The sequence below is a fragment of the Myxococcales bacterium genome (assembly GCA_016717005.1).
In the GTDB taxonomy this organism is placed as follows: Bacteria; Myxococcota_A; Polyangia; order Haliangiales; family Haliangiaceae; genus UBA2376.
This window is the reverse complement of the sequence record JADJUF010000038.1, coordinates 358,767-380,812: the sequence shown is the minus strand read 5'-3', so window position 1 is coordinate 380,812 and position 22,046 is coordinate 358,767. Positions and strand designations below refer to the sequence as shown.

Below are 22,046 nucleotides of genomic sequence, written 5' to 3'. Positions count from 1 at the left end.
CCATGCGCATCGCGCTCACCAGCCTGCTCGTGATCCACGGGCTCATCCACCTGCTCGGCTTCGTCAAGGCGTTCGGGCTGGCCACGGTGCCGCAGCTCCGCGGCGCCACGATCGTGACGCTCGGGCCGGCGTGGCAGCGGCCGATCGGCGCGCTGTGGCTCGCCGCGGCCGTGCTGGTCGTCGTCGCCGCCGTGGCGATGGTGCTCGGCGTCGGCGGCTGGTGGCGCCTGGGGCTGGTCGGCCTGGTGCTGTCGCAGGCGCTGGTGATCTACGCCTGGCCCGACGCCAAGGTCGGGACCCTGCCCAACGTCGTGCTCGCGCTCGCGGTGCTGCTCGGCTGGGCCGACGCCCGCTTCGAGCGCGCGACCGACGCGACGGTGCGCCAGCTCTACATCGAGCCCGCGCGCTCACCGGGTCCGCCCGTGACCGCCGGCGACGTCGCGACGCTGCCGCCGCCGGTGGCGCGGTGGTTGACGCGGGCCGGCGTGGTCGGTCGGCCGCGCGCCCACGCGGTGCGGCTGCGCCAGCTCGGCGGGCTGCGCACCGCGCCCGGCGCGACGCTGATGCCGGCCACCGCCGAGCAGTACGTCGACCTCGACCGCCCCGGGTTCGTGTGGTCGGTCGACGTCATGATGAAGCGCGTGATCCCGGTGCGCGGTCGCGACACGTACCTCGACGGCCGCGGCCACATGCTGATCACCGTCGGCGGCCTGGTGCCGTTCGTCGACAGCGCCGGGCCGACGATCGATCAGGGCGCGCTCGTGCGGTTCCTGGGCGAGCTCGTCTGGAGCCCGAGCGCGGCGCTGGCGCCGTACCTGACGTGGCAGGGCGTCGACGCGCACGCCGCGGTCGCGACGATGACCTGGGGCGGCGTCACCGCCAGCGGCACGTTCTCGTTCGACGACGACGGCCGCGTGACCGGGTTCGCGGCCCGGCGCTACCTCGGCGGCGGCCCCGACGCCAGGCTCGAGGACTGGCGGGCCGAGTGCAGCGCGTGGGCCCAGCTCGACGGCGTCGAGGTGCCGGTGCGCGGCCGCGTGATCTGGGCGCTCGCCGCCGGAGACTTCGAGTACTACCAGTGGGAGGTGGCCGCGCTCGAGCACGACCGCCCGACCCGGTTCGCGCGCTGACCCCGCTGGTCGACCGCGCTCGAGCGCGCCCGCCCGACCCGGTGCGCGCGCTGACCTCGCTGGTCGACAGCGCCGAGCGCGACCGCCCGATCCGGTGCGCGCCCTGACCCCGCTGGTCGACCGCGCTCGAGCGCGCCCGCCCGACCCGGTGCGCGCGCTGACCTCGCTGGTCGACAGCGCCGACCACACCGGCTAAGGTGCGCGCGATCGAGCCCGCCATGGCAGTCGTCACCGCCCCGACCGCGCCGCGCCTCGAGGTCGTCGACCTCGGGCGCGCCGACTACCGCACCGCCTGGGCGCGGCAGCTGGCGCTGGTCGACGAGCGCAAGACCGGGGCCGGCGCCGATCGGGTGCTGGTGGTCGAGCACCCACACGTGTTCACGCTCGGCCGGGCGCAGCAGGCGCTCGCCAACGTGCTGGCGCCGGGCGAGGTCGAGGTCATCGAGGTCGAGCGCGGCGGCGACGTCACCTACCACGGCCCCGGCCAGCTCGTGGCCTATCCGATCGTGCTGCTCGGCGAGGGCGAGCGCGATCTGCACCGGTTCCTGCGCAACCTCGAGGAGGCGGTCATCCGCACCTGCGCCGCGGTCGGGCTGGCGACCGATCGCGAGCCCGGCAAGACCGGCGTCTGGACCACCGATCGCGCCGGCGCGCGCAAGAAGCTGTGCTCGATCGGCATCGCGTGCCGCCGCTGGGTCACGTTCCACGGCCTCGCGCTCAACGTCGCCACCGACCTGGCGTACTTCCAGCGGATCAACCCGTGCGGGTTCGCGTCGTCGGTGATGACCTCGCTCGCGGTCGAGCTCGACCGCGCGATCACCGTCGCCGACGTGACCCCGATCCTGACCGACGAGCTAGCGCGCGTCCTGGGCCGGACCCCGGCGTGACGGTCGAGGCCACGCCGCGGCCGATGTGCCGGCGCTGCCGCCGGCCCGAGGTCGTCTGCTACTGCGCGCACCTGCCCGAGCTGGCGACGCGCACGCGCGTCGTGATCCTGCAGCACCCGCGCGAGCGCGACATGCCGATCGGCACCGCGCGCATGGCCAGCCTGTGCCTGCCCAACGCCGAGCTCCACGTCGGCATCGACTGGAGCGCGCACCCGGCGCTGGGCGCGGCGCTGGCCGACCCGACCCGGACGCCGATCTTGTTGTACCCGGGGCCGGGCGCCCGCGACATCCTGCGCGAGCCGCCGACCGGGCCGGTGACGCTGGTGGTGGTCGACGGCACGTGGTCGCAGGCCAAGACCGTCGTGCGCGACAACCCGATCCTGCACGCGCTGCCGCGCTACGCGTTCGTCGCGCCCGAGGTGTCCGAGTACCGGATCCGGCGCGAGCCCGACGACGCGTTCTGCTCGACGATCGAGGCGCTGATGCACGCGCTCGGCGCGCTCGAGGGTGACCGCGCGCGCTTCCGCGCGATGCTGGCGCCGTTCCGCGCGATGGTCGACGCGCAGCTCGCGCGCAAGGCGGCCGAGCCCAGCCCGCGCGTGAAGACGGCGCGCCCGCCGACGCCGCCGTGGGCGCGGCTGCCGGCGGAGATCGCCGCGCGCTGGGACCAGCTGGTGTGCGTCGTCGGCGAGGCCAACGCCTGGCCGTACCGCGGCGAGCCCGATCACCAGCCCGACGAGCTGATCCACTGGATCGCGCACCGCCCCAGCACCGGCGCGACCTTCGAGGCGCTGGCCGCGCCGCGCGGCCCGCTGTCGCCGTCGACGCCGTACCACACCCGGCTCAGCGCCGACGCGCTGGCCGCGGCCCCGTCGCTGTCGTCGCTGCTGATGGGCCACGCCGGGTTCGTCGGCCCCGACGACGTCGTGTGCGCGTGGGGCCACCACGGCGCCCAGCTCTTGCTCGAGGCCGGCGGCGCGCTGCCCGGCCCGGTGCTCGACCTGCGCGCGGCGGCGCAGCGGGCGCTGCACACGAAGTTCGGCAGCCTCGAGGCGTTCGCGGCCACGCTCGGGCCGCCGCCGCCGCCGCTCGGCGCCGGCCGCGGCGGCGCGCGGGTCGCGCTGCTGGCGCAGGTCGTCCGGGCCTGGCGCGCGCAGTTCCCGGCGACCGCGCCCTGACTCACAGCGAGCTGCGCGCGGCGTTGACCTCGGTCGTGGCGATCGGCGGCGGCGGCGCCGCGAACCGCCGCGGGTCCTCGAGATCGGCGCGCAGGATCTCGAGCGACTGGGCCGCGTAGTAGCCGTCGCAGATGCGCTCGTCGAGCGTGAACCGCAGCCGCAAGGTCGTGCGCACCGCCGGCGCGCCGTCGGGGCCGACCACGACGGCCGGCCGCAGCCCGCCGATCGCGCAGAACAGGCTGACGGTGCCGTGCTCGTACAGGTGGTGCCACGCGCGGTCGATGCCGAGGCTGCCGAGGTTGGCGACGAACACGCTGGCGAACAGCGGGTCGTCCTTGGTCAGCGCCGCCGGCAAGCAGTTCCAGCGATCGAGGAACCGCGCCAGCCGGACGAGCGGCGACAGGAGGACGTCGGGCAGCTTGCCCAGGGTCGACAGCTCGCGATCGACCGGCCGGTCGTCGCGGGTGCGGCCGGCGTCGACCGCGGCCCGGATCCGCGCGGCGGTCGCGGGCAGCGCCTCGTCGGCGAGCACCGGCAGCTTGATGGTCTTGAGCGCGGCGCCGTCGGCGAACTCGCGCTTGGCCGCGAACGCGATCGACGGCTGCGTGCGCTGCCACAGCCGCCGCCCGGCGACGAACCGATCGAGCACCGGCCGCGCGATCAGCGTGCGCCCCAGCGCCGCGACCACCAGGTGCAGCGGCGTCAGCCGCGGGCCGTCGCCGCGGTTGGCCTCGTCGAGGAACGCCACCAGCGCGGTCGCGTCGATGAGCTGCTCGTAGTAGACCACCGCCTCGTTCCGCGTCGGCATGAGCATCGGCATCATCCGCCGCATGGGGTCGAGGTCGCGGACGCGGGTGCCGTCGGATCGCCAGAACAGCATGGCCGCAGTATCGCGCGTGAACGGCCGGCTGGCGGCGGCGAGGCTGCGGTAGCCTGCGCGGCCTGCCCCCCGGCCCGGCCCGGCGGGCCGCCGCAGCGTCCGGCGCCGCCGCGGCCGGCGCCGCCAGCGATCGGCGCCCACGGAGGTCCGGCGCCAGGCCGGCGCCGAGCGGGCCGCGGATCGGTCAAGCGCCCGCCGGTGTCGCCGCGCGCTGCCACCTTCTGGGTCTGCTCCTCGCCGGGCGGGGCGCCGCCGCCGCCCGGGGGCGGGCGGCCCCCGCGCGGCGTGGCGCGGCAGCGGTAGCGCGAGCGCGATGCGGCGGTCCGCAGATGGCGCCTCGGGCGGTGCCACCGGTTCGGCGCCAGCGATCCGGCGGTCCGCGCGATCACCTGGACGTTCAGCGCCGGCGGCGGGATGGACGGCGGCGGCGCGCGCCTGATCGATCTGCGCGAGGAGTAGCGGTCAGAACCAGGTGATCGCCGCGCCGAGGCCGAGGTTGCGGCCGACCACGTCGGGGTCGCCGTTGCCGTTGTTGTCCTCGGAGTAGAACCCGATGCCGGCCCGGGCCTGGAGATCGACCGCGAACCGACGCCCGCGCAGCACCTCGAGCCCGGCCGCGAACAGCACCGCGCTGACGACGTCGGTCTCGGCGTCGCCCTGGAGGCCGCCGATCTTGTAGCGGAGCCGGGCCTGGGCGCTGCCGACGCCGGCGGTGAGCGTCAGGATCGGCACCGGCCGGTACTTCACGCCGACCGTCACGACGTTGTGGGTGAAGGTCCAGTTGTCCTCGCTGTGGAACATCGGCCAGACGTCGACGTAGGCGCCGAGGCGCGGCCCGAAGAAGTACGACGCGTGCAGGTCGAAGCCGCCGGCCTCGGTGACGCCGTCGCAGAAGTCGCCGTTCTCGTTCTCGCAGTTGATCTCGCCGCCGTAGAGCCCGAGGCCGAACTCCCACCCGACCCGGGGCGGCGGCGGCGGCTGGCTCACGCCCTGGGCGTGCGCGGCGCCCGCGGTGGCCAGGCCGAGGACGCAGAGGGAGGCGGTGATCCAGGCGAGGCGGGTGTTGGTCATGACCGCCATCATCGCAAGCCGCCGGCCACCCGCAAGGCGGTGAACCTTCGACAGTCGGCCGGGCCGTGCCCCGCGATCTCATGGGCTTCGCCGCCGCCCGCGACCGTGAACCGCCGGTCACGTAGGCGACCGCGACAGCAGCTGTGGCCGACCGCGACGGCGCGGCCGCCGCGTGCGTGTAGGCCGCTGGGGCCGTGAGGCCTACCGGTAGCCGCGGGCCTGCAGCGCGAACAAGGTCGCGTAGCGGCCGCCGGCGGCGACCAGCTCGTCGTGGCTGCCGCGCTCGAGGATCCGGCCGCCGTCGAGCACGACGATCGTATCGGCCATGCGCACGGTCGAGAACCGGTGCGAGATCACGATCGCGATCTGGTCCTTGGTGCGCTCGCGGAACCGCTCGAAGATCGCGACCTCGGCCGCGGCGTCCATCGAGGCGGTCGGCTCGTCGAGCACGAGGATGTCGGCGTCGGCGCGCATGAACGCGCGCGCGAGCGCGACCTTCTGCCACTGGCCCAGCGACAGCTCGCGGCCGTCCTTGAACCACTTGCCCAGGCGGGTGTCGTAGCCCGCCGGCAGCTCGGCCACGACCGGCGCCGCCAGGCCCTGCTCGGCCGCCGCCGCCCAGCGCTCCCGATCCTCGAACGCGCGGTCGTCGCCGGCGCCGATGTTCTCGCCGACGGTGAGCTGGTAGCGCACGAAGTCCTGGAAGATGACGCCGATGCGCCGGCGCAGCGCCGGCTGATCCCAGTCGCGGACCGACGTGCCGTCGACGGTGACCGCGCCGCCGGTCGGGGTGTAGAGGCCGGCCAGCAGCTTGATCAGCGTGGTCTTGCCCGAGCCGTTCTCGCCGACGATCGCCAGCTTGGACCCGGGCGGCACGTGCAGATCGATGCCGGCCAGCGCCGGGCTGGCCCCGCCCGGGTAGGTGAAGCTGACGTCGGTGAAGCGGACCCCGTCGCCGGGCACCGCGCCGACGGTCACGCCGCCGGGGTGACGCGAGGTCGGCAGGTCGAGCAGCTCGTACAGGGTCGACAGGTACAGGTTGTCCTCGTACAGCCCGCCGACGTCGCCGAGCACCGACGCCAGCGACGCCTGGGCCTGGCGGAACACGACGACGTACATCGTCATCGCGCCGATCGTGATCGCGCCGGCGATCGCGGCCCGGGCGATCCACAGGTACATGCCGTAGAACGCGACCGTCCCGAGCACGCCCAGGCCGAGGCCCCACAGCCCGCGCCGCCACGCCAGGCGCCGGTCGTCGCCGTAGACCTTCTCGAAGATCGCCTGGTACCGCCCGAGGAAGCGCGGCCCCAGATCGTAGAGCTGCACCTCCTTGGCGTGATCGTCGCGCGCCAGCACGCTCTCGAGGTAGGCCTGCTCGCGGGTCTCGGGCGTGCGCCAGCGGAACAGCCGGAACGCGTCGCCCGAGAACTTGGCCTCGACCATGAACGCCGGCAGCGCGGCGGCCAGGAGCACCGCGAGCGCGATCGGCGAGAACGCGGCCAGCAGCGCCGCGAGGCCCACCAGCGTGATCGTCTGCTGCACGATCGCGAACGTGCGCATGACCATCGACAGCGGCCGCGACGACGCCTCGCGCCGGGCCCGGGTCAGCATGTCGTAGACCTCGGCGTCCTCGAAGTGGATCAGGTCGAAGTCGAGCGCCTTGGCCAGGATCATCGCGTTGATGCGGTTGCCGAGCTGCGCGCGCAAGAGCGAGCGCAAGATCGACAGCACCCGCGTCATCGTGGCCATCAGGATCGCCAGGCCCAGCTCGATCGCGACCCACATCATCGCGGTGCGGTGGGCCTCGGCGGCGTCGCTGCCGCCGGCGTGGACGACCGCGTCGATCAGGCGCTTGCCGATCCACGCCATCGCGCTCGGCACCACGCCGGCGACCACGCTGCCGACGGCGAGCGCGATGGTCACCGGCCGCGACGTGGCCCACACCAGGCCCAGCGCCCGGCGCACGTACGCGGCGACGCCGACCAGGTCGCGCAGCCGCGGGGTCGTGGCCGGACCGCGGCCGTCGCCGCTGACCGGTGGGTGGTGCGCGCGGACGCCGCGGGCGGTGGCCATCGCGCCACTGTAGAGGCCTGGCGCCGACGTCGCTACTGCCCGGATGGCGAGGCTGCGGTTGCCTGGCCCGGACCACGCCGCCGACCGGCGCGCGTGCCATGATGCGCGCATGTGGAAGACGATCCTCGTACCCCACGACTTCTCGGCCAGCGCCGACAACGCCTGCAACCTGGCGCGGGACCTCGCGCGGGTCCACGGCGCGCGGCTGGTGCTGCTGCACGTGGCCGAGATGCCGTCGATGCTCGGGCCCATGGCGAACGTCGTCCCCGACGACGGCGGCGCGCCGATCTCGATCCGCGACTACGCGCTGCGCGGGGCCACCGCGTTCCTCGACGAGCTCAGCGCCCGCCTGCGCGCCGAGGGCGCCACGGTGTCGGCGGTCGCCACGGTCGGCCACGCCGCCAGCGAGATCGCCGTGACCGCCGCGCGCGAGGGGGCGGATCTGATCGTCATGGGCACCCACGGTCGCACCGGCCTGGCCCACGTCGTCCTCGGCAGCGTCACCGAGAAGGTCGTGCGGCACAGCAAGGTGCCGGTGCTGACCATCCGCACCCCCGAGTAGCCGCGCGCTCGGCCGCTGGCGCGCGCCCGCGCTAGCGATCGCGCACGACCACGCGCGGCACGCCGACGGGCGCGAGGCGGCTCGTCGTCGCGCCCCGGTAGGCTGGGCCTGCGTCGTCGCCGCCGGGCAGCGCGCGCAGCGGGCCGCGCACCTCGACCCGATCGCCGTCGCGCACCAGCGCCACGCGCACATGGTTCGCGGTGAACGGATCGAGCTCGTCGTCGATCCGGCGCCGGGGATCGACCAGGTCGAGGTAGACGGCGAACGTCGGATCGTCCGCGGTCAGCGCCGCGTCGGCGCCCACGACGATCGGCCCGGGCGGGACCACGACCACGGCGCCGTCGTCGAGGACGACCTCGAAGCCGACGGTGGCACCATCGCGCAGGACCACCCGGTCGCCGTGCCCGCGCGCGCGATCGCGCGCCTCCAGCCCGAACGCCGCGCACGGCGCGCCGCCGATCGCCGCGGGCTCGGTCGTGCGCGCGACCACCGCGCCGATCCGACCCGTGGCCGACCCCAGCTCGGTGCCCGGGCGATCGGCGCCGTTGGGCCGCGCCGCGGGTCGCCACCGGCGCCACCGCGCCCGCAGCCAGAGCCCGAGGGCGTAGGCGGCGACGAACGTCAGCCCGATCAGCGCGACTCCCCGCGCGACGTCCTTGAGCGCGGTGTCGCCGATCGAGCCGCAGGCACCGCAGGCGTGGCTCAGCTGCAGCGCCCCTCCGAGGATGCCGCCGGTGGCGCCGACCTTGGCGGCGGTGCGGAGCTGCGAGCGTCGATTGGGCTCGCCCCACACGCGCGTGAGCAGCGCGCGGCGGCCGTCGGGCTGGCGCAGGTCGACCAGCTCGTGGTGGGCGCCGGCCACGCACGCGCCTCCGGATGGCTGCAGCGTCCGGCAGTCGAGACAGAACGCATCGCGGCGCGGCCAGGCAGGCATCGCCTCGCGATTGTCTCGCCGTCCAAGGTGGAAGGCGAGCGAAACCCAGCACCTCCGCTCAGCGATCGAGCACGACCACGCGCGGCACCCCGACCGGCGCGAGCCGACTGGTCGCGACGCCGCGGTAGGCCGGGCCCTGGTCGTCGCCGCCGGGCAGCGCGCGCGGTCGCCGACGTCGGCCACCTCGCGTTCGACGCCGGCGGCGGCGCCGCCGCCATTGGCTCCGTGACGATCTCGGCGCCCTGACCGGGCCTGCCGCCGAGCGGAGATCTGCCCCGATGCCTTCTCACCCACCTGGCCGTCGCGTTACGGTGGGAGAGGCGCGTCGTCCCGCGCCGACTCGGAACCACCAGGAGTCGACATGGGTCTCTCACGCGCCGCCCGCGCATACCTGCGCGGGATCAGTCTTGCTCTGCTCACCCTCGCGACTGTGATCGCGCTCACACCGCTGGTCTACGCCCAAGGCGACGACCCGGATGTCGATGATCCGGCCGCCGCGGCCGACGACCACCCCGCCGCGGCCGACGACCACCCCGCCGCCGACGACCACCCCGCCGCCGACGACCACCCCGCCGCGGCCGACGACGACCACGCCGCGGCCGACGACCCCGCGGCCGACGACCCCGCTGCGGCCGACGACCCCGCCGCGGCCGACGACCCCGCCGCGGCCGACGACGACCACCCCGCCGCCGACCAGCCCGCGCCGCCGGCCGCCGCTGACGACGACGACCCGAACATCCCCGGTGACGAGGACAGCCTCGACGACGACCCGCCCGGCGACACTGACCCGGGCCCCGGCGACACCTCCGACGACGAGGGCGAGTTCGACTCCTCGGACGATGAGCTCGAGGCCACGGCCGACGACGCCGAGGACGTGCGGGTGACCGAGGACGAGGACGGCGACGTCTACATCGAGGCCGACAGCGACGGCGACGGCGTGGTCGAGCCCGACGAGCTGGCCGAGGAGAAGGAGTTCGACATGGCCTTCGCCGACATCCCGGACGAGGTCAGCGACCACGCGCTCGACAAGCGCGTGGCCGCCAGCAACCTGCTGCCGTCGATCACCGTCGAGCACTTCCGCAAGCTGGTGCGGCTCGCCAAGCGCAAGGTGCTGGCCCGGCTCGAGGCCAAGATCGCCAAGAAGTCGGCCGCGCGCATGAAGAAGATCGCGACGCTGGTGTCGCTGTTCTCGCTGGTCGGCTTCCTGTTGCTCGGCATGCCGTTCTTCCTGAACCGCAAGTACCCGGGCCAGATGGGCAGCCTGTTCAAGTACTCGGGGATCGCGGCGGTCACGTTCTTCGTCACGGTCAACCTGTTCGGCGCGATCATGATCGGCATGCGCACGACCCAGGCGGCCGTGGGCGCCCAGACCAACCCGCAGCTCAAGCTGGCGGCCGGCTTCTTCGACGCGCTCGATCACAACGCGCCCAAGTACGTCGTGACCGGGCGCGAGCTGTTCGCGCCAACGCTCGAGTCACTCGACGGCAAGAGCGACGACCAGCCCGCGGCCCGGCTGATCGCCAACGGCGAGAAGGTGGTCGCGAAGGCCAAGATCTTCAAGACCGTCGCCGGCATGTTCAAGCAGGTGAGCTTCGCCTTCGGCGCCCTGCCGATCGTCCTGCTCGGCGTGACGATGATCTTGTTCATCGTCGCCATCAAGCCGACGCTGATGGAGATCATCAACCTGCCGGCGACCGCCGCGGCCGGCGGCGGGGACGCGAGCGGCGGCGTGGTCAAGCGCGCCATGCGCCGGGTCGGCGGCGAGCTGGTCGCGACGATCTGCACGCTCGGCGTGCTGATGGTGCTGTCCCTGGTCGCCGGCTTCGTCATGGGGCAGGTGGTCGAGCCGACGCTCGACACGCTGATCACCGGCTTCGCGCGCGCGATCGACTACCTGCAGTTCGTCGAGGACGCCTCGACCGCCAAGGTCGGCTTGATGCTGCTGAGCGTGCTCCTGGCGCTGGTGTTCAACCTGCTGGTCGTGATCCTGGCGATGTCGTTCTTCCTCGGCAAGACCCAGAAGATCTTCCAGCAGCGCTGGAACCAGGGCGTCCCGCTGGCCGCCCACGCGCGCTGGTGGAAGTGGGGCTCGCTGTCGGTGGTCGCCGCGCTGCTCCTGCCGCTCGTCTACCTGGCGATCGCCCGCCTCGTGATCGGCAGCATCGAGCGCAAGATCATGGCGTCCGCGACCGCCGCCGAGAAGGTGAACTGGACCGTGCTGCTGCTGGCCACGCCCGGGCTGCTGGTGGTCGGCTTCGTCGTGTTCCTGTGGGCCGCGCGCGGCGTCAAGGCGCTGGGCTTCCTGGCCAGGTACAAGGTCAAGCTGCCGGCCGCGACCGCGGCCCCAGCGGCGTAGCCGACCAGACCGGCGCGACCGCCGCATCACCGGCGCCACCGCGGCGCCGGCGAAGGTCGCGCCGATCGTGACCTGCCGGTGCGCACGCGCACGCGGTGACCGCACGCCGATCGCGCGCGGCGCGGCGCCGCGGGTCGCTACAGGGTGAGCCCTGGGGTCAGAGCAGCAGCAGCACGATCGGCACCAGCGTGCCGGCGGCCAGGGCCCCGAGGATCAGCCGGCGGTCCTTGCGGAACGACAGCGCGATCAGCACGCCGCAGGTGGTGGTCGCGAGCAGCGCCAGCACCATGATCACGAAGAACGCCTTGGCCGGCGCCGATCGATGGGGGCGCGCCCGGCGCGGCTCGGGCAGGCGGGCCGCGGCCGCGCGGTCGACGCCGAGGTTGTCGCTGGCGGTCGCCGGCGGGCGCGGCGCGCGCGCGGGCGGCAGGTCGAGGCTCTGCGACTTGTGCACCTGCGCCAGCCGGAGCGCGATCGACGACGGCTGCGCGCCGCCCTCGGCCTCGTGCCACTCGAGCAGCATGACCAGCCCGCTGATCGCGAAGAACACGATGGTCGGCGCGAAGAAGATGCTGAGCCACAGGTGGATCCGCCGGACGAGCTTCATCGCCGCCACGGTAGCGCGACCGCCGGTCCCCGACCGACGCCGCGCCCGGCAACATCGCTGACGACGAACGTCGTCGAACGACGGCGACCGTCGCGCGCACCGGCACCGTCCGCAGTCCCGTCGCGCACTTGCGCGCCCGCCCGGGCGGCACGACCGGTGCAATCGATCGGGGCGCGCGAGGTCGAGGTGCGGTCCGCACGTCGCTCGCGCGGCAGGAGGACCCATGCACGCGTCGTCGCCCCGCTCGTCTCGCCTCGTCACCGCCGCCCTCGGGCTCGGCCTCACCGCCGGCGTCGCGCACGCCGAGCGCGAGAGCGCCGCCGCGGCCCAAGAACTTCTCGCTCAGCCGGACCGGCACGGCGCTGTGGAACGGCACGATCAACCCGCTGTTCCGGGAGCTGCAGGTCCAGTGCGCCGCCGACGAGCGCAACGGCTGGCTCGGCCAGCTCGCGCGGCTCGACGCCGACGTCGCCGCGCTGGCCGACGCCAAGGACCGCGCCGCGATCGCGGAGTACCTGACGGAGCTGCGCGCCTGGGTGGTGCGGCTCGAGGCGGGCGCCCCGGGAGCCGGGAGCTGGGACGACGCCCGCGCGGCGATCAAGGCCGCCGCGGCGCTGGCGCAGGCGCCGCTGCCGACCGCCGTGTCGACGCCGACCGAGCTGCAGCAGGCGATCGATCAGGGCGCCGCGCTGCGGGCCACCGTCGAGCGCGTCAGCGCGTCCGCGGGCTACGCCGAGAACCAGCTGATGAACTGCGGCGATCTCCTCGGCCCCCAGGGCGACCTCCTCCGCCAGCTCCAGGACCGGATGAACGCGGTCGAGGCGCTGGTGCTCGCCGAGGTGACGGTGATCGAGCGCGACGTGCTCAAGCCGTTCACCAACCTGTCCCGTGACCTCGACGGCCTGGCGACGCCGAGCACGTGGACGACGCACGCGGCCTGGGTCGGGACCGCGGTCGAGGTGCTCGATCGGGCGCGGGCGATCATCGCGGCGGCGCCGCGCTACGCCCAGCTCGCCACGTTCACCCCGCCGCGCAAGGGCGTGAGCACCGCGCCCGACTTCGACGGCGTCGTCGCCGCAGCGCGCCAGCGCGTCGCCGAGCTGTCACCGCTGGTGACCCAGCGCCTGGCCGAGGTCGCGTACCCGAGCGACCGCGCCAAGGATCCGGCGCGCGCCAAGCTGGTGCGGGCCGCGGCCGCGGGGACGCTGGTCAACGGCCCGACCTTCGTCGCCGGCACCAACCCCGAGTCGTGGGACGAGTTCGACCACGGCCGCACCTACCGGTTCAAGCGCGAGACCGGCTGGGGCTACTACGTCGTCAAGCCCGCGACCTGGGCCCAGCCGCGGCCCGACGGCGTCGCCGACGGCGCGCTCTGCGAGCTGCACATGGTGAACTTCCAGAAGTACACCGCCGGCGGTCCGAGCATCACCAAGGGCCGCTGGTACGTCAACGTCGACCGCTACGTCACGCCGATCCTGTGCGCGAACGCCAAGCGCATCAGCAAGCTGAAGTAGCACCGGGTCGATCCGGCCCTCGCCGTCGCTGACGGGGATCGGGTCGATGCCGCCGCTCGCCGCGTCGCGCCGCCGATCAGGTCTTCACGCGCAGCGTCTGCATGCGCGACACCAGGCTGGTGCGGGCGATCCCGAGCTGCTGCGCCGCGCGCGCGACCACGCCGCCGTGCGCGGCCAAGGCCTGCTCGATCACCGCGCGCTCGCGGTCGTCGAGCTGGGTCCGGGCCTCGACCAGGGTGCGGTAGGCGGCGCCGAGCTCGCCGGCGGCGGTGGGCGCGGCCGCGGCGGTGACCGCGGGCGTCGCGGCCGGGTCGAGCTCGCGCAGGTCGACGTGCCGGGCGTCGACCGCGGTGGCGTCGGGATCCTCGACCAGCGCGCGCAGCCGGGCGCGCTGGATCACCGCGTCGAGCTGGCGCAGGTTGCCCGGCCACGGCCACGGCCCGCCGAGGACCCGGCGGGCCGCCAGGGTCAGCGCCCACGGCCGCTCGGGATCGATCCGGCGCAGCGTCGACTCGGCCAGCGCCGGCACCTCGGCCGCGCGCGCCCGCAGCGGCGGCAGCGTCAGCACGACGCCGGCCAGGCGGTGGTAGAGATCGCCGCGGAACCGACCGCTGGCCATCGCCGCCGGCAGATCGCCGTTGGTGGCGCCGATCAGCCGGACCCGCGCGTGCCTGGGCTCGGCCTGGGCCCAGCCCAGCGGGCGGTAGGCGCCGAACTGCGCGAAGTCGAGCAAGAGCTGCTGCGCGTGCGGCGGCAGGTTGAGGACCTCGTCGAGGATCAGCGCCCCGCCGTCGGCCAGCTCGACCAGGCCGGCGCGGCGCCCGAGCGCGCCGGAGTACGAGCCGCGCTCGTGGCCGAACAGCTCCGAGGTGATCGTGTTGAGGTCGTCGGCGTTGCCGAGGGTCGCGCGCACCACCGGCGTGCGCCCGCTCGCGACCGCGACCGCGCGCGCCAGCATGGTCTTGCCGGTGCCCGACTCGCCCAGCAGCAAGATCGGCAGCTCGCTGGCCGCGGTCAGCTCGAGCTCGGCGCGGATCGCCGCCATCGACGGGGGCGCCAGCAGCGCCTCCAGGCTGGGCGCCGGCGGACCGGCGGCGGCGGCCAGGCTCTGGCGCAGGCCGTCGCGGGCGCGATCGAGCCGGGTCGCGCGATCGAGCACCACCGCCAAGAGCGCCGCCACCACCTCGGCCAGCTCGAGCACCGCCGCGTCGAGGCGGCGGGCCGGATCGCGCACGTCGAGGTAGAGCACGCCGAGGTCGCCGCGGGCGCCGGCGGTGAGCGCGATCCGGCGCAGCGGCACCGCCAGCGCGCCGACGATGCCGAGCGCCATCATCGACGGCGGCGCCGCGCCCCGGACCGGCAGCTCCCAGCGCACCGGCCGAGCCTCGGCCTGGACCTGGCGGACGATCGTCCGGCTCAGCTCCTCACGCTCGTCGGGGGCCAGCGCGCCGCCGGGCCCGCGCGCGTGGATCGCCACCGCCGCGCCCGAGTCGTCGCCGAGGAACACCACCGCGCGATCGGCGCCGCTCGCGGTCATGACCGCGTCGAGGACGTCGTCGACCAGATCGTCGCGATCGGCGGCGGCGGTCAGCCGCTCGATCACGCGCCGCAGCGCGGCCCACAGCGTGGCGGGGGTCAGGGGCGGCGTCGACGCGCTCGACATGGGCCCACGCTACCGCGAAGGCGGCGCGGGTTCGCGGTCGGGCGCCGGCAGCGTGGACCGGAACAGCTCGCCCTGGTAGTAGCGCTCGGCCACGACCACGGTGCCGTCGGGCAGCTGGGTGGCGCCGTCGAGCGCCGCGGCGTCGTCGGCGCGCCGGTAGAGCAACGTGGCGTGCCCGTCGGCCACGACCACGCGCCAGACCTCGGTCGCCCAGGTGGCGAGGATCGAGCGCCCGTCGGGCGCGAACGACGCGAAGTCGGCGGCGGCGTCGTCGCTGTGCGCGATCTCGGTCTCGCGATCGGTCGCGGGATCCCACAGCCACAGGCGGTAGCGCCGGGGATCGCCGACCAGGATCCGCCCGTCGCGCGGGTGGCGATCGTAGGGCCAGCGATCGGCGTGGGCGGCCGGGGTCGCGGTCCCGGTCGCGGGGTCGACCACGAACAGCGCGCGCGTGCCGGGCGCGGTCATGCGCGCGAACGCGACCCGGCCGTCGGCCAGGAACACCGGCGCGTCGTCGGTGCTGACCGAGGTCAGGCGGCGCGGGGTCGACGGCGCCAGGTCGGTGATGAACAGGCCGCCGTCGGTGCCGCCGCGCCGGTACGCCAGCAGCGCGCCGGACGGATCCCAGGCCGGGCTGCGCACGATGTGGTCGAGCGGCGTGAGATCGCGCAGGGCCCCGTCGGGGTTGCGCACCGACAGCACCGTGTCCTGCGTCGTGTGGTAGCGCGCCAGCGCGATCGTGCCGTCAGCGCGCGCGGTCGGCTGCATGAGCCGGCCGTCGGTGAGCACGCGCGGCGCGCCGCCACCGGGCGGGACCGCGATCAGGCGGGCGCGGCGCACACACCGCGACGCGACGACCACGTCGCCGTCGGCGCTCGCGGTCATCGCCAGCCCGTCGATCTCGGTCGGCGTCACCAGCACCGGCGCGGCCGCGTCGTCGAACCGCCGGCGCCAGGTCCCGTCCTTGCCCGTGACCAGGTAGCCATCGTTCGACACGATCATCGTGTTGCCGCCGGAGCCCGGCAGCAGCACGCACCGCGGCGTCGGGGTCGCGGCGCGCCGATCGATCGCGCACGCGCCGGCCTGGCCGCCGGTGTCGACCAGGAGCCAGCGCCCGTCGGGCGACAGCGCCAGCCCCGAGGCCAGGAAGCCGGTCGGCAGATCGGCGATCGCGCGCTCGGCGCCGCCCTCGATCATCCGCACCTGGGTCCGGTCGGGGCGCGCGTAGTACAGCGCGCCGTCGTGCCACACGAACCCGACCGCCGACGACAGCGCCGGCGGCGACGGCAGCTCGGTGACCTGGCCCTGCAGGTCGACCTCGACCAGGCGCTCGGGCGCGTCGACGGTCACCGCGATCACCGTGTCGGGGCGCGAGCCGGCGACCGGACTCGACAGCGGCCGCTCGGTCAGCCGCACCGCCGGCCCGCCCGCCAGGGGTACGCGGTAGAGCTGGCGCGGCGCCGCGCCGGGATCGAGCGCGAACACCACCTGATCGCCGCGGATGACCGGCGAGTCGGCGCAGCCGCCGCCGTCGGTCAGCGCGATCGGCGGCGCCAGCGCGAGCCGCGCGATCACCGCCGCGTCGACGGTCGCCGCCAGCGCGGGCCGAGCGCCACGGTCGCCGCCGCCACGCGCCACGATCGCGATCGCGGCCGCGCCGAACGCCATCACCCCGCCGGCCGCGACCGCGAGGGTGCGGCCGCGCCGCGGCTCGGGCGTCAGCGCCACCAGCAGCGCGGCCATCGACGGCCAGCGCTGGTCGGGATCGGTCGCGAGGCCGCGCAGGACCGCGTCGCGGATCGCCGGCGCCACCGCGGGCCTGCTCGGCGGTGGTCGCACCGCGCCGGTCGTGACCGCCTGGTAGAGGTCGGCGATCGTGTCGCCCGGGAACGGCGACGCGCCCCACAGCGCCTCGTACAGCGCCACGCAGAACGAGAACTGATCGCTGCGCGCGGTGGCCGCCGCGCCGCGCAGCACCTCGGGCGCCGCGTAGGCCGGCGTGCCCAGGATCGCGCCGGTGCGCGTCCGCGGATCGGTGCGGGCGTCGGCGACGGCGGCGCGGGCCTCCTCGGCGCTGGCCTCGATGCCGACCAGGCCGAAGTCGGTGACCCGCACCCGCCCGTCGGTGCCGACCAGGACGTTGTCGGGCTTGAAGTCGCGATGGATCAGCCCGGCGTCGTGCGCAGCGGCCAGCCCGCGCCCGGCCTGGCCGAGCACCTCGAGCACCGCCATCGGACCGCGCGGGCGCTCCGCGAGCCACCGCGACAGCGTGCCGCCGTCGACCAGCTCCATCACCAGGAACACCCGCGCGTCGGCCTCGCCGACCTCGTAGATCGGGATCACGTTGGGGTGCGCCAGCCGCGCCATCGCCTGGGCCTCGCGCCGCAGCCGCCCGCGGGCCTCCTCGGCGCGCGCGGTCGTGGTCTCGAGCTCGGGCCGTAACAGCTTGACCGCGACGTCGCGCTCGAGCTCAGGATCGCGCGCGCGCCAGACCTCACCCATGCCGCCGGCGCCGAGCAGGGCGCGCAGCGTGAACCGCGCCACCCGCTGGCCCGTGTCGACCGCCTCGTCGCGCATCGATCGAGCACGCTATCACGCACCTGGCCTGGGCCGTGCATCGTCGTGACGACGCATGGGGCGACATGCGCTCGCTCGACGACACCTGGCCGTGGTCTGGACCCGCAGCTGGACGCTGCGGCAGCTCGCGGCCCGCGCCGCCGAGCCCGGGCCCGTGGTCGCGGCGTTCGTCGCGGCCGGGCGCTTGCTGGCCGCGGGCCACCGCGCCGGCGTCGTCCACGGTGGGTTCAGCCCCGACCACGCGCTGGTCGACGCGACCGGCGCGGTCCGCCTGTGCGGCGACGTCCAGCGCACCGAGGCGGCGCGCCGGTGCGCCGCGCCCGAGCGCGCCCGGCGCCAGCCCGTCGATGGCGCGGCCGATCAGTACAGTCTGGCGGCGGCGCTGGTCGAGGCGCTGGCGGCGATGCCGCGCGCGCGCGCCCTCGACCCACGCACCCGCCGCGCGCTGGTGCGCGCGCTCGCGAACGAACCCGGCGCCCGCTGGCCCAGCGTCGACGCGCTGGTACGCGAGCTGGTCGCCGCCGCCCGCGCCCGACGCTGGCACCGCCGCGCGTGCGCGGGCGCCCTGGCGGCGCTGGTGGTGCTGGTCGCGGTCGCGGCGCTGCCCCCGCCGTGGTGACGACCGCCGTCGTCGCGTGACCGGCCCGGTCGGCTGACACCCTGAGACTCCGGCTCCGGCTCCGGCTCCGGCTCCGGCTCCGGCTCCGGTTCCGGCTCCGGTTCCGGCTCCGGCTCCGGCTCCGGCTCCGGCTCCGGCTCCGGCTCCGGCTCCGGCTCCGGCTCCGGTTCCGGCTCCGGCTCCGGCTCCGGCTCCGGCTCCGGCTCCGGCTCCGGCTCCGGCTCCGGCTCCGGCTCCGGCTCCGGCTCCGGCTCCGGCTCCGGCTCCGGCTCCGGCTCCGGCTCCCGATCAGCGCGCGTCGTCGTAGCGACGGACCAGCGCCAGGAGCTCGTCGCCGAACCGCTCGATCCGCGCCGGGCCCAGGCCCGGGATACGCGCCAGCGCGTCGCGGGTGCGCGGCCGCTGCGCGTCGAGCGCGGTGATGACGCGCTCCTGGAACACCATGTAGGTCTTCCACTTGAGCTGGCGGGCCAGCCGCCGACGGAACTGATCCAGATCGCGCGCCAGCTCGCTGGTGAGCCCGCGCCCGCGCCGCAGCCCGGCCTTGGCCGGCTGGGTCCGGGCCTCGCCGACCGCGCGCGGGGCCCGGGGCGCCCAGGACCTCGACGGCGCGGGCGTCGCGCCGGCCAGCTCGATGGTCGGGTACTTGCGGCCGCGCCGCACCACCTTGCGCTCGCGCACCAGCGCGTCGATCGTCGCGACGATCGCGTCCTCGTCGGCGTCGCCCAGCGCGCCGTGCTCGGGCAGGTCGAGCAGCCCGGCGGTGGCGATGGTCTTGGCCCGGCTGCCGTGCAGCGCCATCGCCAGCGTCCGCGCGCCGACCGGCCGCCGCAGGTGACCGACCGCGGTGAGCACGGTCGCGCGCGCGTCGCCGTCGAGGGCCGCGGCGGGCTCGACCTCCTCGCGCACCTCGACCGCGCTCGGCGCGACGCACACGTCGCAGCGGTTGCACGCGGGGTGATCGAGCGCGCCGGTGAAGTGTCCGCACAGCACCTGCTGCCGGCACACCGCCTGGCCGGCGTAGCGCGCGACCGCGGCCAGCGCGTCCTCGTGCCGGGCCTGCACCGCCGGCCCGCCGCGATCGCCGTGGAGCTTGCGCTGGGTCATCAGATCGCTGGCGCCGAACAGGAGCACGCAGGTCGCGGGCTCGCCGTCGCGCCCGGCCCGGCCCGCCTCCTGGTAGTACGCCTCGAGCGAGCCCGGCGCCTGGAAGTGCACGATCAGGCGCACGTCGCCGTAGTCGATGCCCATGCCGAACGCGCTGGTCGCGACCAGCACGCGGGTGCGCCCGCCCGAGAACGAGCGCTGGGCCCGGTCGCGCGCCAGCGCGGTGCGGCCGGCGTGGTAGTAGCCGGCGGCGAAGCCGGACTTCTTGAGCGTGTCGGCGACCAGCTCGGCCTTCTTGCGCGTGGCGCAGTAGACGATCGCGCGGCCGCCGGCGCCGAGCCCGCGCAGCCCGGCGGCCTCGCACGCGTCGATCGTCGCGGCCAGCCGCGTCGCGTCGGCGCGGTGGTGCTGGACGGTGAAGCGCAGGTTGGGCCGCGCGAAGTCGCCGACGACGGTCTGCGGCGACACCAGCGCCAGCGCCCGCGCGACCTCGGCCATCACCCGCGGCGTCGCGGTCGCGGTCAGCGCGATCATCGGCGCGACCACGACGTCGCGCAGCTCGTGCAGGCGCAGGTACTCGGGCCGGAAGTCGTGGCCCCACTGCGACACGCAGTGGGCCTCGTCGATCGCCACCAGCGAGATCGCGACCCGCGCCAGCAGCCGCTTGAAGCTGTCGAGCGCGGCCCGCTCGGGCGACACGTACAGGAGCTCGAGCTGCCCGGCCAGGAGCGCGTCGATCACCTCGCGCTGGGCCGCCTCGTCCTGGTGGCTGTTGAGCGCGGCCGCGATCACGCCGCGCCCGCGCAGCGCCGCGACCTGATCCTCCATCAGCGCGATCAGCGGCGACACGACGATCGCGGTGCCGTGGCCGCGGCGGGCGTTGACCACCGCCGGCACCTGGTAGCACAGCGACTTGCCGCCGCCGGTCGGCAGCACCACCAGCGCGTCCTTGCCGGCCAGCACCGCGTCGACCGCGTGCGCCTGCCCGGTCCGGAACCCGGCGTGGCCGAACACCCCGTGCATCACCGACGCGGCATCGGGACGGTCAGGCGAGGCGCCAGCGAGCATCGCGTGTGGCTAGCACGAGGGTCCGACGTCGACGACGCCCCCGCCGCCGCCAGCGGTGGCAAGCTCGGCGCGATGGAGCTGTTCCACATCACGACCGCGCCGGCGTGGGCCGCGGCCCAGCGCGCGGGCGAGTACCGCGCGCCGTCGCTGGCCGCCGACGGCTTCATCCACCTGTCGAGCGCGGCGCAGTGGCTGGCCACCGCCAACCGCTTCTACCGCGGCCAGCCCGAGCTGATCTTGCTGGTGATCGACGGCGATCGGCTGTCCGCGCCCGTCCGATGGGAGGACGGCGCGCCGCCCACCGCCGACGGCGCGCAGTTCCCACACCTGTACGGCCCCCTGAACCTCGACGCCGTCATCGACGCACGGCCGCTGCCGGTCACCGCCGACGGGACGATCGGCGCCCCGCGCGGGACCGCGCCGTAGAACTCAGGGCGCCGTCATCGACGCGCGGCCTCGGGGCCCCGCCCGCTAGACTCAGGGCGCCGTGGTCAGCGCGCGCGCCGGCGCCGCGCGCCGATCGCCGCCAGGCCGAGCAGCGCCGCCCCACCCGCGCCGCCGCCGCCGCCCGCCGCGCAGCCGCCGGAGCCTACGTCGTCGGTGATCCGCACGGTCACCGGGGCGCTGCGGTTGCCGTTGAGATCGACCGCGCGGAGCTCGAGCTCGACGTCGATGTCCTGACCGCGGTCGTTGAAGTACAGCGACAGCTCTGGGTTGAGCGGCTGGACGCGCGGCCCCTCGGGCATGGCCGGGCCCGGCCAGGTCCCGCTGATCAGGGTGAGCTCGGTGCCGAGCTGCGCGGCGGGCGCGCGATCGTCGGCGCGCGCCAGCGTGAACTCGATCGCGCCGGTGCCCTCGCACGATCCGTCGCCGCGCCACACCGACCAGCTCGTCACCGCGAGCGTCGGCGCGACGGTGTCGTCGGCGTAGGCCGGATCGAGCACCAGCGGCGCCGTCCCCCACGGCGAGCACGCCCGCGCGGGCCCCGGCGCACCCACCACCACCAGCCCCACGACGGCCACCGCCGCCGCACCTCGTCGAAGGTTCTTCCCCATGTCCCCGAATATAGATCCGGGCGTGCGGTCGCGATACCGAGAACCGCCGCCGGCGTGCTGCGGCGCACACCGGGCGCGCCTCAGGGCATCGGCTCGAGCCAGCCGTTGTCGACGGCGCGGTTCGAGTCGGCGCACACGTACTCGGCGATCACCTTGGTGACCTCGAGATCGGGCAGCCGCGCCACGGCGGCCTCGATCGCGCGCACCGGGACCATCGCCTCGGCCAGCCCGACGTCGCGCACGCGCAGGTTGAGGAACCGGCCCGACGGCTTGAGCGCGTTGTAGCTGAGCGGCACCAGCGTGCCGAGCCGCCCGGCCAGCTCGATCGCCAGCGCCCCCAGCGCCGCGTGATCGTCGTCGGTCAGCCCGCCCGCGCGGCGATCGACCAGCAGGTGGAACTCGAACGAGCGCTCGGCCGGCGCGCGCAAGGCGTCGGCGGCGGTGTGGGGCACGCCGTCGCAGGTCGCGACCGCCTCGACCTTCTCGCGGATCACGGCCAGCCCGGCCTGGCGCAGCACCTCGGCGTCGTGGCGCGCGGCCGCGGTGGCGGCGGCGACGTCGCCGACGACGTAGCGCGAGGTCTGGAGCACGCCGACGTAGCCGCGCCCGACGTAGTCGAGCCGGAGCAGCAGCGCCTTCATCGGCGGCTCGGCGGCCGCGCACGCGGCGCGGAAGCGCTCGACCACGTCGGGCGGCGGGTCGAGGGGCTCGACGAACACGTGCAGCTCGAAGCGACCAGTCACCGACGCCATGCCGCGATCATGC

At 75.4% G+C, this 22,046-nt stretch carries 18 protein-coding genes; 8 read left to right on the top strand and 10 right to left on the bottom strand.

Annotation, left to right across the window (positions count from 1 at the left end; translation table 11 throughout):
* Positions 1-2 precede the first annotated feature (2 nt).
* The 3 genes from IPL61_30630 to IPL61_30620 all read left to right on the top strand — a co-directional run bounded on the left by IPL61_30630 (position 3) and on the right by IPL61_30620 (position 3,195).
* Positions 3-1,130, top strand: coding sequence for a hypothetical protein (locus tag IPL61_30630; protein MBK9035565.1), 1,128 nt, complete (start codon positions 3-5; stop codon positions 1,128-1,130).
* A gap of 218 nt (positions 1,131-1,348) precedes the next feature.
* A complete protein-coding gene (gene lipB, locus IPL61_30625) occupies positions 1,349-2,017 on the top strand; it encodes a lipoyl(octanoyl) transferase LipB (GenBank protein ID MBK9035564.1) in 669 nt (222 codons plus the stop codon).
* On the top strand, positions 2,014-3,195 hold the full coding sequence (locus tag IPL61_30620; protein ID MBK9035563.1) for a DTW domain-containing protein: 1,182 nt from the start codon (positions 2,014-2,016) through the stop codon (positions 3,193-3,195). The genes lipB and IPL61_30620 overlap by 4 nt, the downstream gene beginning before the upstream one ends.
* A gap of 1 nt (position 3,196) precedes the next feature.
* Here the strand turns inward: IPL61_30620 and IPL61_30615 are convergent, their stop codons facing one another.
* The 3 genes from IPL61_30615 to IPL61_30605 all read right to left on the bottom strand — a co-directional run bounded on the left by IPL61_30615 (position 3,197) and on the right by IPL61_30605 (position 7,219).
* Positions 3,197-4,075 (bottom strand): 2-oxo acid dehydrogenase subunit E2, encoded by an 879-nt coding sequence (locus IPL61_30615; GenBank protein ID MBK9035562.1) that lies wholly within the window; start codon positions 4,073-4,075, stop codon positions 3,197-3,199.
* Between the two features lie 462 nt (positions 4,076-4,537).
* Complete coding sequence (locus tag IPL61_30610; protein MBK9035561.1) at positions 4,538-5,146, bottom strand: hypothetical protein; 609 nt, start codon at positions 5,144-5,146, stop codon at positions 4,538-4,540.
* A 201-nt stretch (positions 5,147-5,347) separates the two neighbouring features.
* Complete coding sequence (locus tag IPL61_30605) at positions 5,348-7,219, bottom strand: ABC transporter ATP-binding protein (GenBank protein MBK9035560.1); 1,872 nt, start codon at positions 7,217-7,219, stop codon at positions 5,348-5,350.
* A 109-nt stretch (positions 7,220-7,328) separates the two neighbouring features.
* Between IPL61_30605 and IPL61_30600 the strand changes: the two genes are divergently transcribed.
* Positions 7,329-7,781, top strand: a complete 453-nt coding sequence (locus IPL61_30600; GenBank protein ID MBK9035559.1) for a universal stress protein — start codon at positions 7,329-7,331, stop codon at positions 7,779-7,781.
* A gap of 31 nt (positions 7,782-7,812) precedes the next feature.
* On the opposite strand, the gene IPL61_30595 is transcribed toward IPL61_30600, so the two are convergent.
* The gene (locus tag IPL61_30595) at positions 7,813-8,715 is read right to left on the bottom strand and encodes a hypothetical protein (protein MBK9035558.1); all 903 of its coding nucleotides are present in this window, start codon (positions 8,713-8,715) and stop codon (positions 7,813-7,815) included.
* 430 nt (positions 8,716-9,145) lie between these two features.
* Here IPL61_30595 and IPL61_30590 point away from each other — a divergent pair, with 430 nt between their 5' ends.
* On the top strand, positions 9,146-11,071 hold the full coding sequence (locus IPL61_30590) for a hypothetical protein (GenBank protein ID MBK9035557.1): 1,926 nt from the start codon (positions 9,146-9,148) through the stop codon (positions 11,069-11,071).
* 157 nt (positions 11,072-11,228) lie between these two features.
* Here IPL61_30590 and IPL61_30585 read toward each other — a convergent pair whose 3' ends face one another.
* A complete protein-coding gene (locus IPL61_30585) occupies positions 11,229-11,678 on the bottom strand; it encodes a hypothetical protein (protein MBK9035556.1) in 450 nt (149 codons plus the stop codon).
* Between the two features lie 128 nt (positions 11,679-11,806).
* Here IPL61_30585 and IPL61_30580 point away from each other — a divergent pair, with 128 nt between their 5' ends.
* The gene (locus IPL61_30580) at positions 11,807-13,192 is read left to right on the top strand and encodes a hypothetical protein (protein MBK9035555.1); all 1,386 of its coding nucleotides are present in this window, start codon (positions 11,807-11,809) and stop codon (positions 13,190-13,192) included.
* Positions 13,193-13,268: 76 nt separating this feature from the next.
* Here the strand turns inward: IPL61_30580 and IPL61_30575 are convergent, their stop codons facing one another.
* Both IPL61_30575 and IPL61_30570 read right to left on the bottom strand, forming a co-directional pair.
* Positions 13,269-14,855, bottom strand: a complete 1,587-nt coding sequence (locus tag IPL61_30575; GenBank protein MBK9035554.1) for a sigma-54-dependent Fis family transcriptional regulator — start codon at positions 14,853-14,855, stop codon at positions 13,269-13,271.
* 9 nt (positions 14,856-14,864) lie between these two features.
* Positions 14,865-17,432, bottom strand: a complete 2,568-nt coding sequence (locus IPL61_30570) for a serine/threonine-protein kinase (GenBank protein ID MBK9035553.1) — start codon at positions 17,430-17,432, stop codon at positions 14,865-14,867.
* Between the two features lie 55 nt (positions 17,433-17,487).
* Between IPL61_30570 and IPL61_30565 the strand changes: the two genes are divergently transcribed.
* Positions 17,488-18,051, top strand: coding sequence for a hypothetical protein (locus IPL61_30565; protein ID MBK9035552.1), 564 nt, complete (start codon positions 17,488-17,490; stop codon positions 18,049-18,051).
* A 288-nt stretch (positions 18,052-18,339) separates the two neighbouring features.
* On the opposite strand, the gene IPL61_30560 is transcribed toward IPL61_30565, so the two are convergent.
* Complete coding sequence (locus tag IPL61_30560) at positions 18,340-20,181, bottom strand: ATP-dependent DNA helicase RecQ (GenBank protein ID MBK9035551.1); 1,842 nt, start codon at positions 20,179-20,181, stop codon at positions 18,340-18,342.
* Between the two features lie 117 nt (positions 20,182-20,298).
* Here IPL61_30560 and IPL61_30555 point away from each other — a divergent pair, with 117 nt between their 5' ends.
* Positions 20,299-20,652 (top strand): DUF952 domain-containing protein, encoded by a 354-nt coding sequence (locus IPL61_30555; protein ID MBK9035550.1) that lies wholly within the window; start codon positions 20,299-20,301, stop codon positions 20,650-20,652.
* A 65-nt stretch (positions 20,653-20,717) separates the two neighbouring features.
* Here IPL61_30555 and IPL61_30550 read toward each other — a convergent pair whose 3' ends face one another.
* Positions 20,718-21,281 (bottom strand): hypothetical protein, encoded by a 564-nt coding sequence (locus IPL61_30550; protein ID MBK9035549.1) that lies wholly within the window; start codon positions 21,279-21,281, stop codon positions 20,718-20,720.
* 80 nt (positions 21,282-21,361) lie between these two features.
* A complete protein-coding gene (locus IPL61_30545) occupies positions 21,362-22,033 on the bottom strand; it encodes a hypothetical protein (protein ID MBK9035548.1) in 672 nt (223 codons plus the stop codon).
* Positions 22,034-22,046 lie beyond the last annotated feature (13 nt).

Coding starts and splice junctions, on each gene's coding strand:
- IPL61_30550 (MBK9035549.1), bottom strand. CDS start 21,281: ATGGGGAAGAACCTTCGACGAGGTGCGGCGGCGGTGGCCGTCGTGGGG.
- IPL61_30605 (MBK9035560.1), bottom strand. CDS start 7,219: ATGGCCACCGCCCGCGGCGTCCGCGCGCACCACCCACCGGTCAGCGGC.
- IPL61_30545 (MBK9035548.1), bottom strand. CDS start 22,033: ATGGCGTCGGTGACTGGTCGCTTCGAGCTGCACGTGTTCGTCGAGCCC.
- IPL61_30565 (MBK9035552.1), top strand. CDS start 17,488: ATGGGGCGACATGCGCTCGCTCGACGACACCTGGCCGTGGTCTGGACC.
- IPL61_30615 (MBK9035562.1), bottom strand. CDS start 4,075: ATGCTGTTCTGGCGATCCGACGGCACCCGCGTCCGCGACCTCGACCCC.
- IPL61_30630 (MBK9035565.1), top strand. CDS start 3: ATGCGCATCGCGCTCACCAGCCTGCTCGTGATCCACGGGCTCATCCAC.
- IPL61_30555 (MBK9035550.1), top strand. CDS start 20,299: ATGGAGCTGTTCCACATCACGACCGCGCCGGCGTGGGCCGCGGCCCAG.
- IPL61_30570 (MBK9035553.1), bottom strand. CDS start 17,432: ATGCGCGACGAGGCGGTCGACACGGGCCAGCGGGTGGCGCGGTTCACG.
- IPL61_30560 (MBK9035551.1), bottom strand. CDS start 20,181: ATGCACGGGGTGTTCGGCCACGCCGGGTTCCGGACCGGGCAGGCGCAC.
- IPL61_30600 (MBK9035559.1), top strand. CDS start 7,329: ATGTGGAAGACGATCCTCGTACCCCACGACTTCTCGGCCAGCGCCGAC.
- IPL61_30585 (MBK9035556.1), bottom strand. CDS start 11,678: ATGAAGCTCGTCCGGCGGATCCACCTGTGGCTCAGCATCTTCTTCGCG.
- IPL61_30575 (MBK9035554.1), bottom strand. CDS start 14,855: ATGTCGAGCGCGTCGACGCCGCCCCTGACCCCCGCCACGCTGTGGGCC.
- IPL61_30595 (MBK9035558.1), bottom strand. CDS start 8,715: ATGCCTGCCTGGCCGCGCCGCGATGCGTTCTGTCTCGACTGCCGGACG.
- IPL61_30610 (MBK9035561.1), bottom strand. CDS start 5,146: ATGACCAACACCCGCCTCGCCTGGATCACCGCCTCCCTCTGCGTCCTC.
- lipB (MBK9035564.1), top strand. CDS start 1,349: ATGGCAGTCGTCACCGCCCCGACCGCGCCGCGCCTCGAGGTCGTCGAC.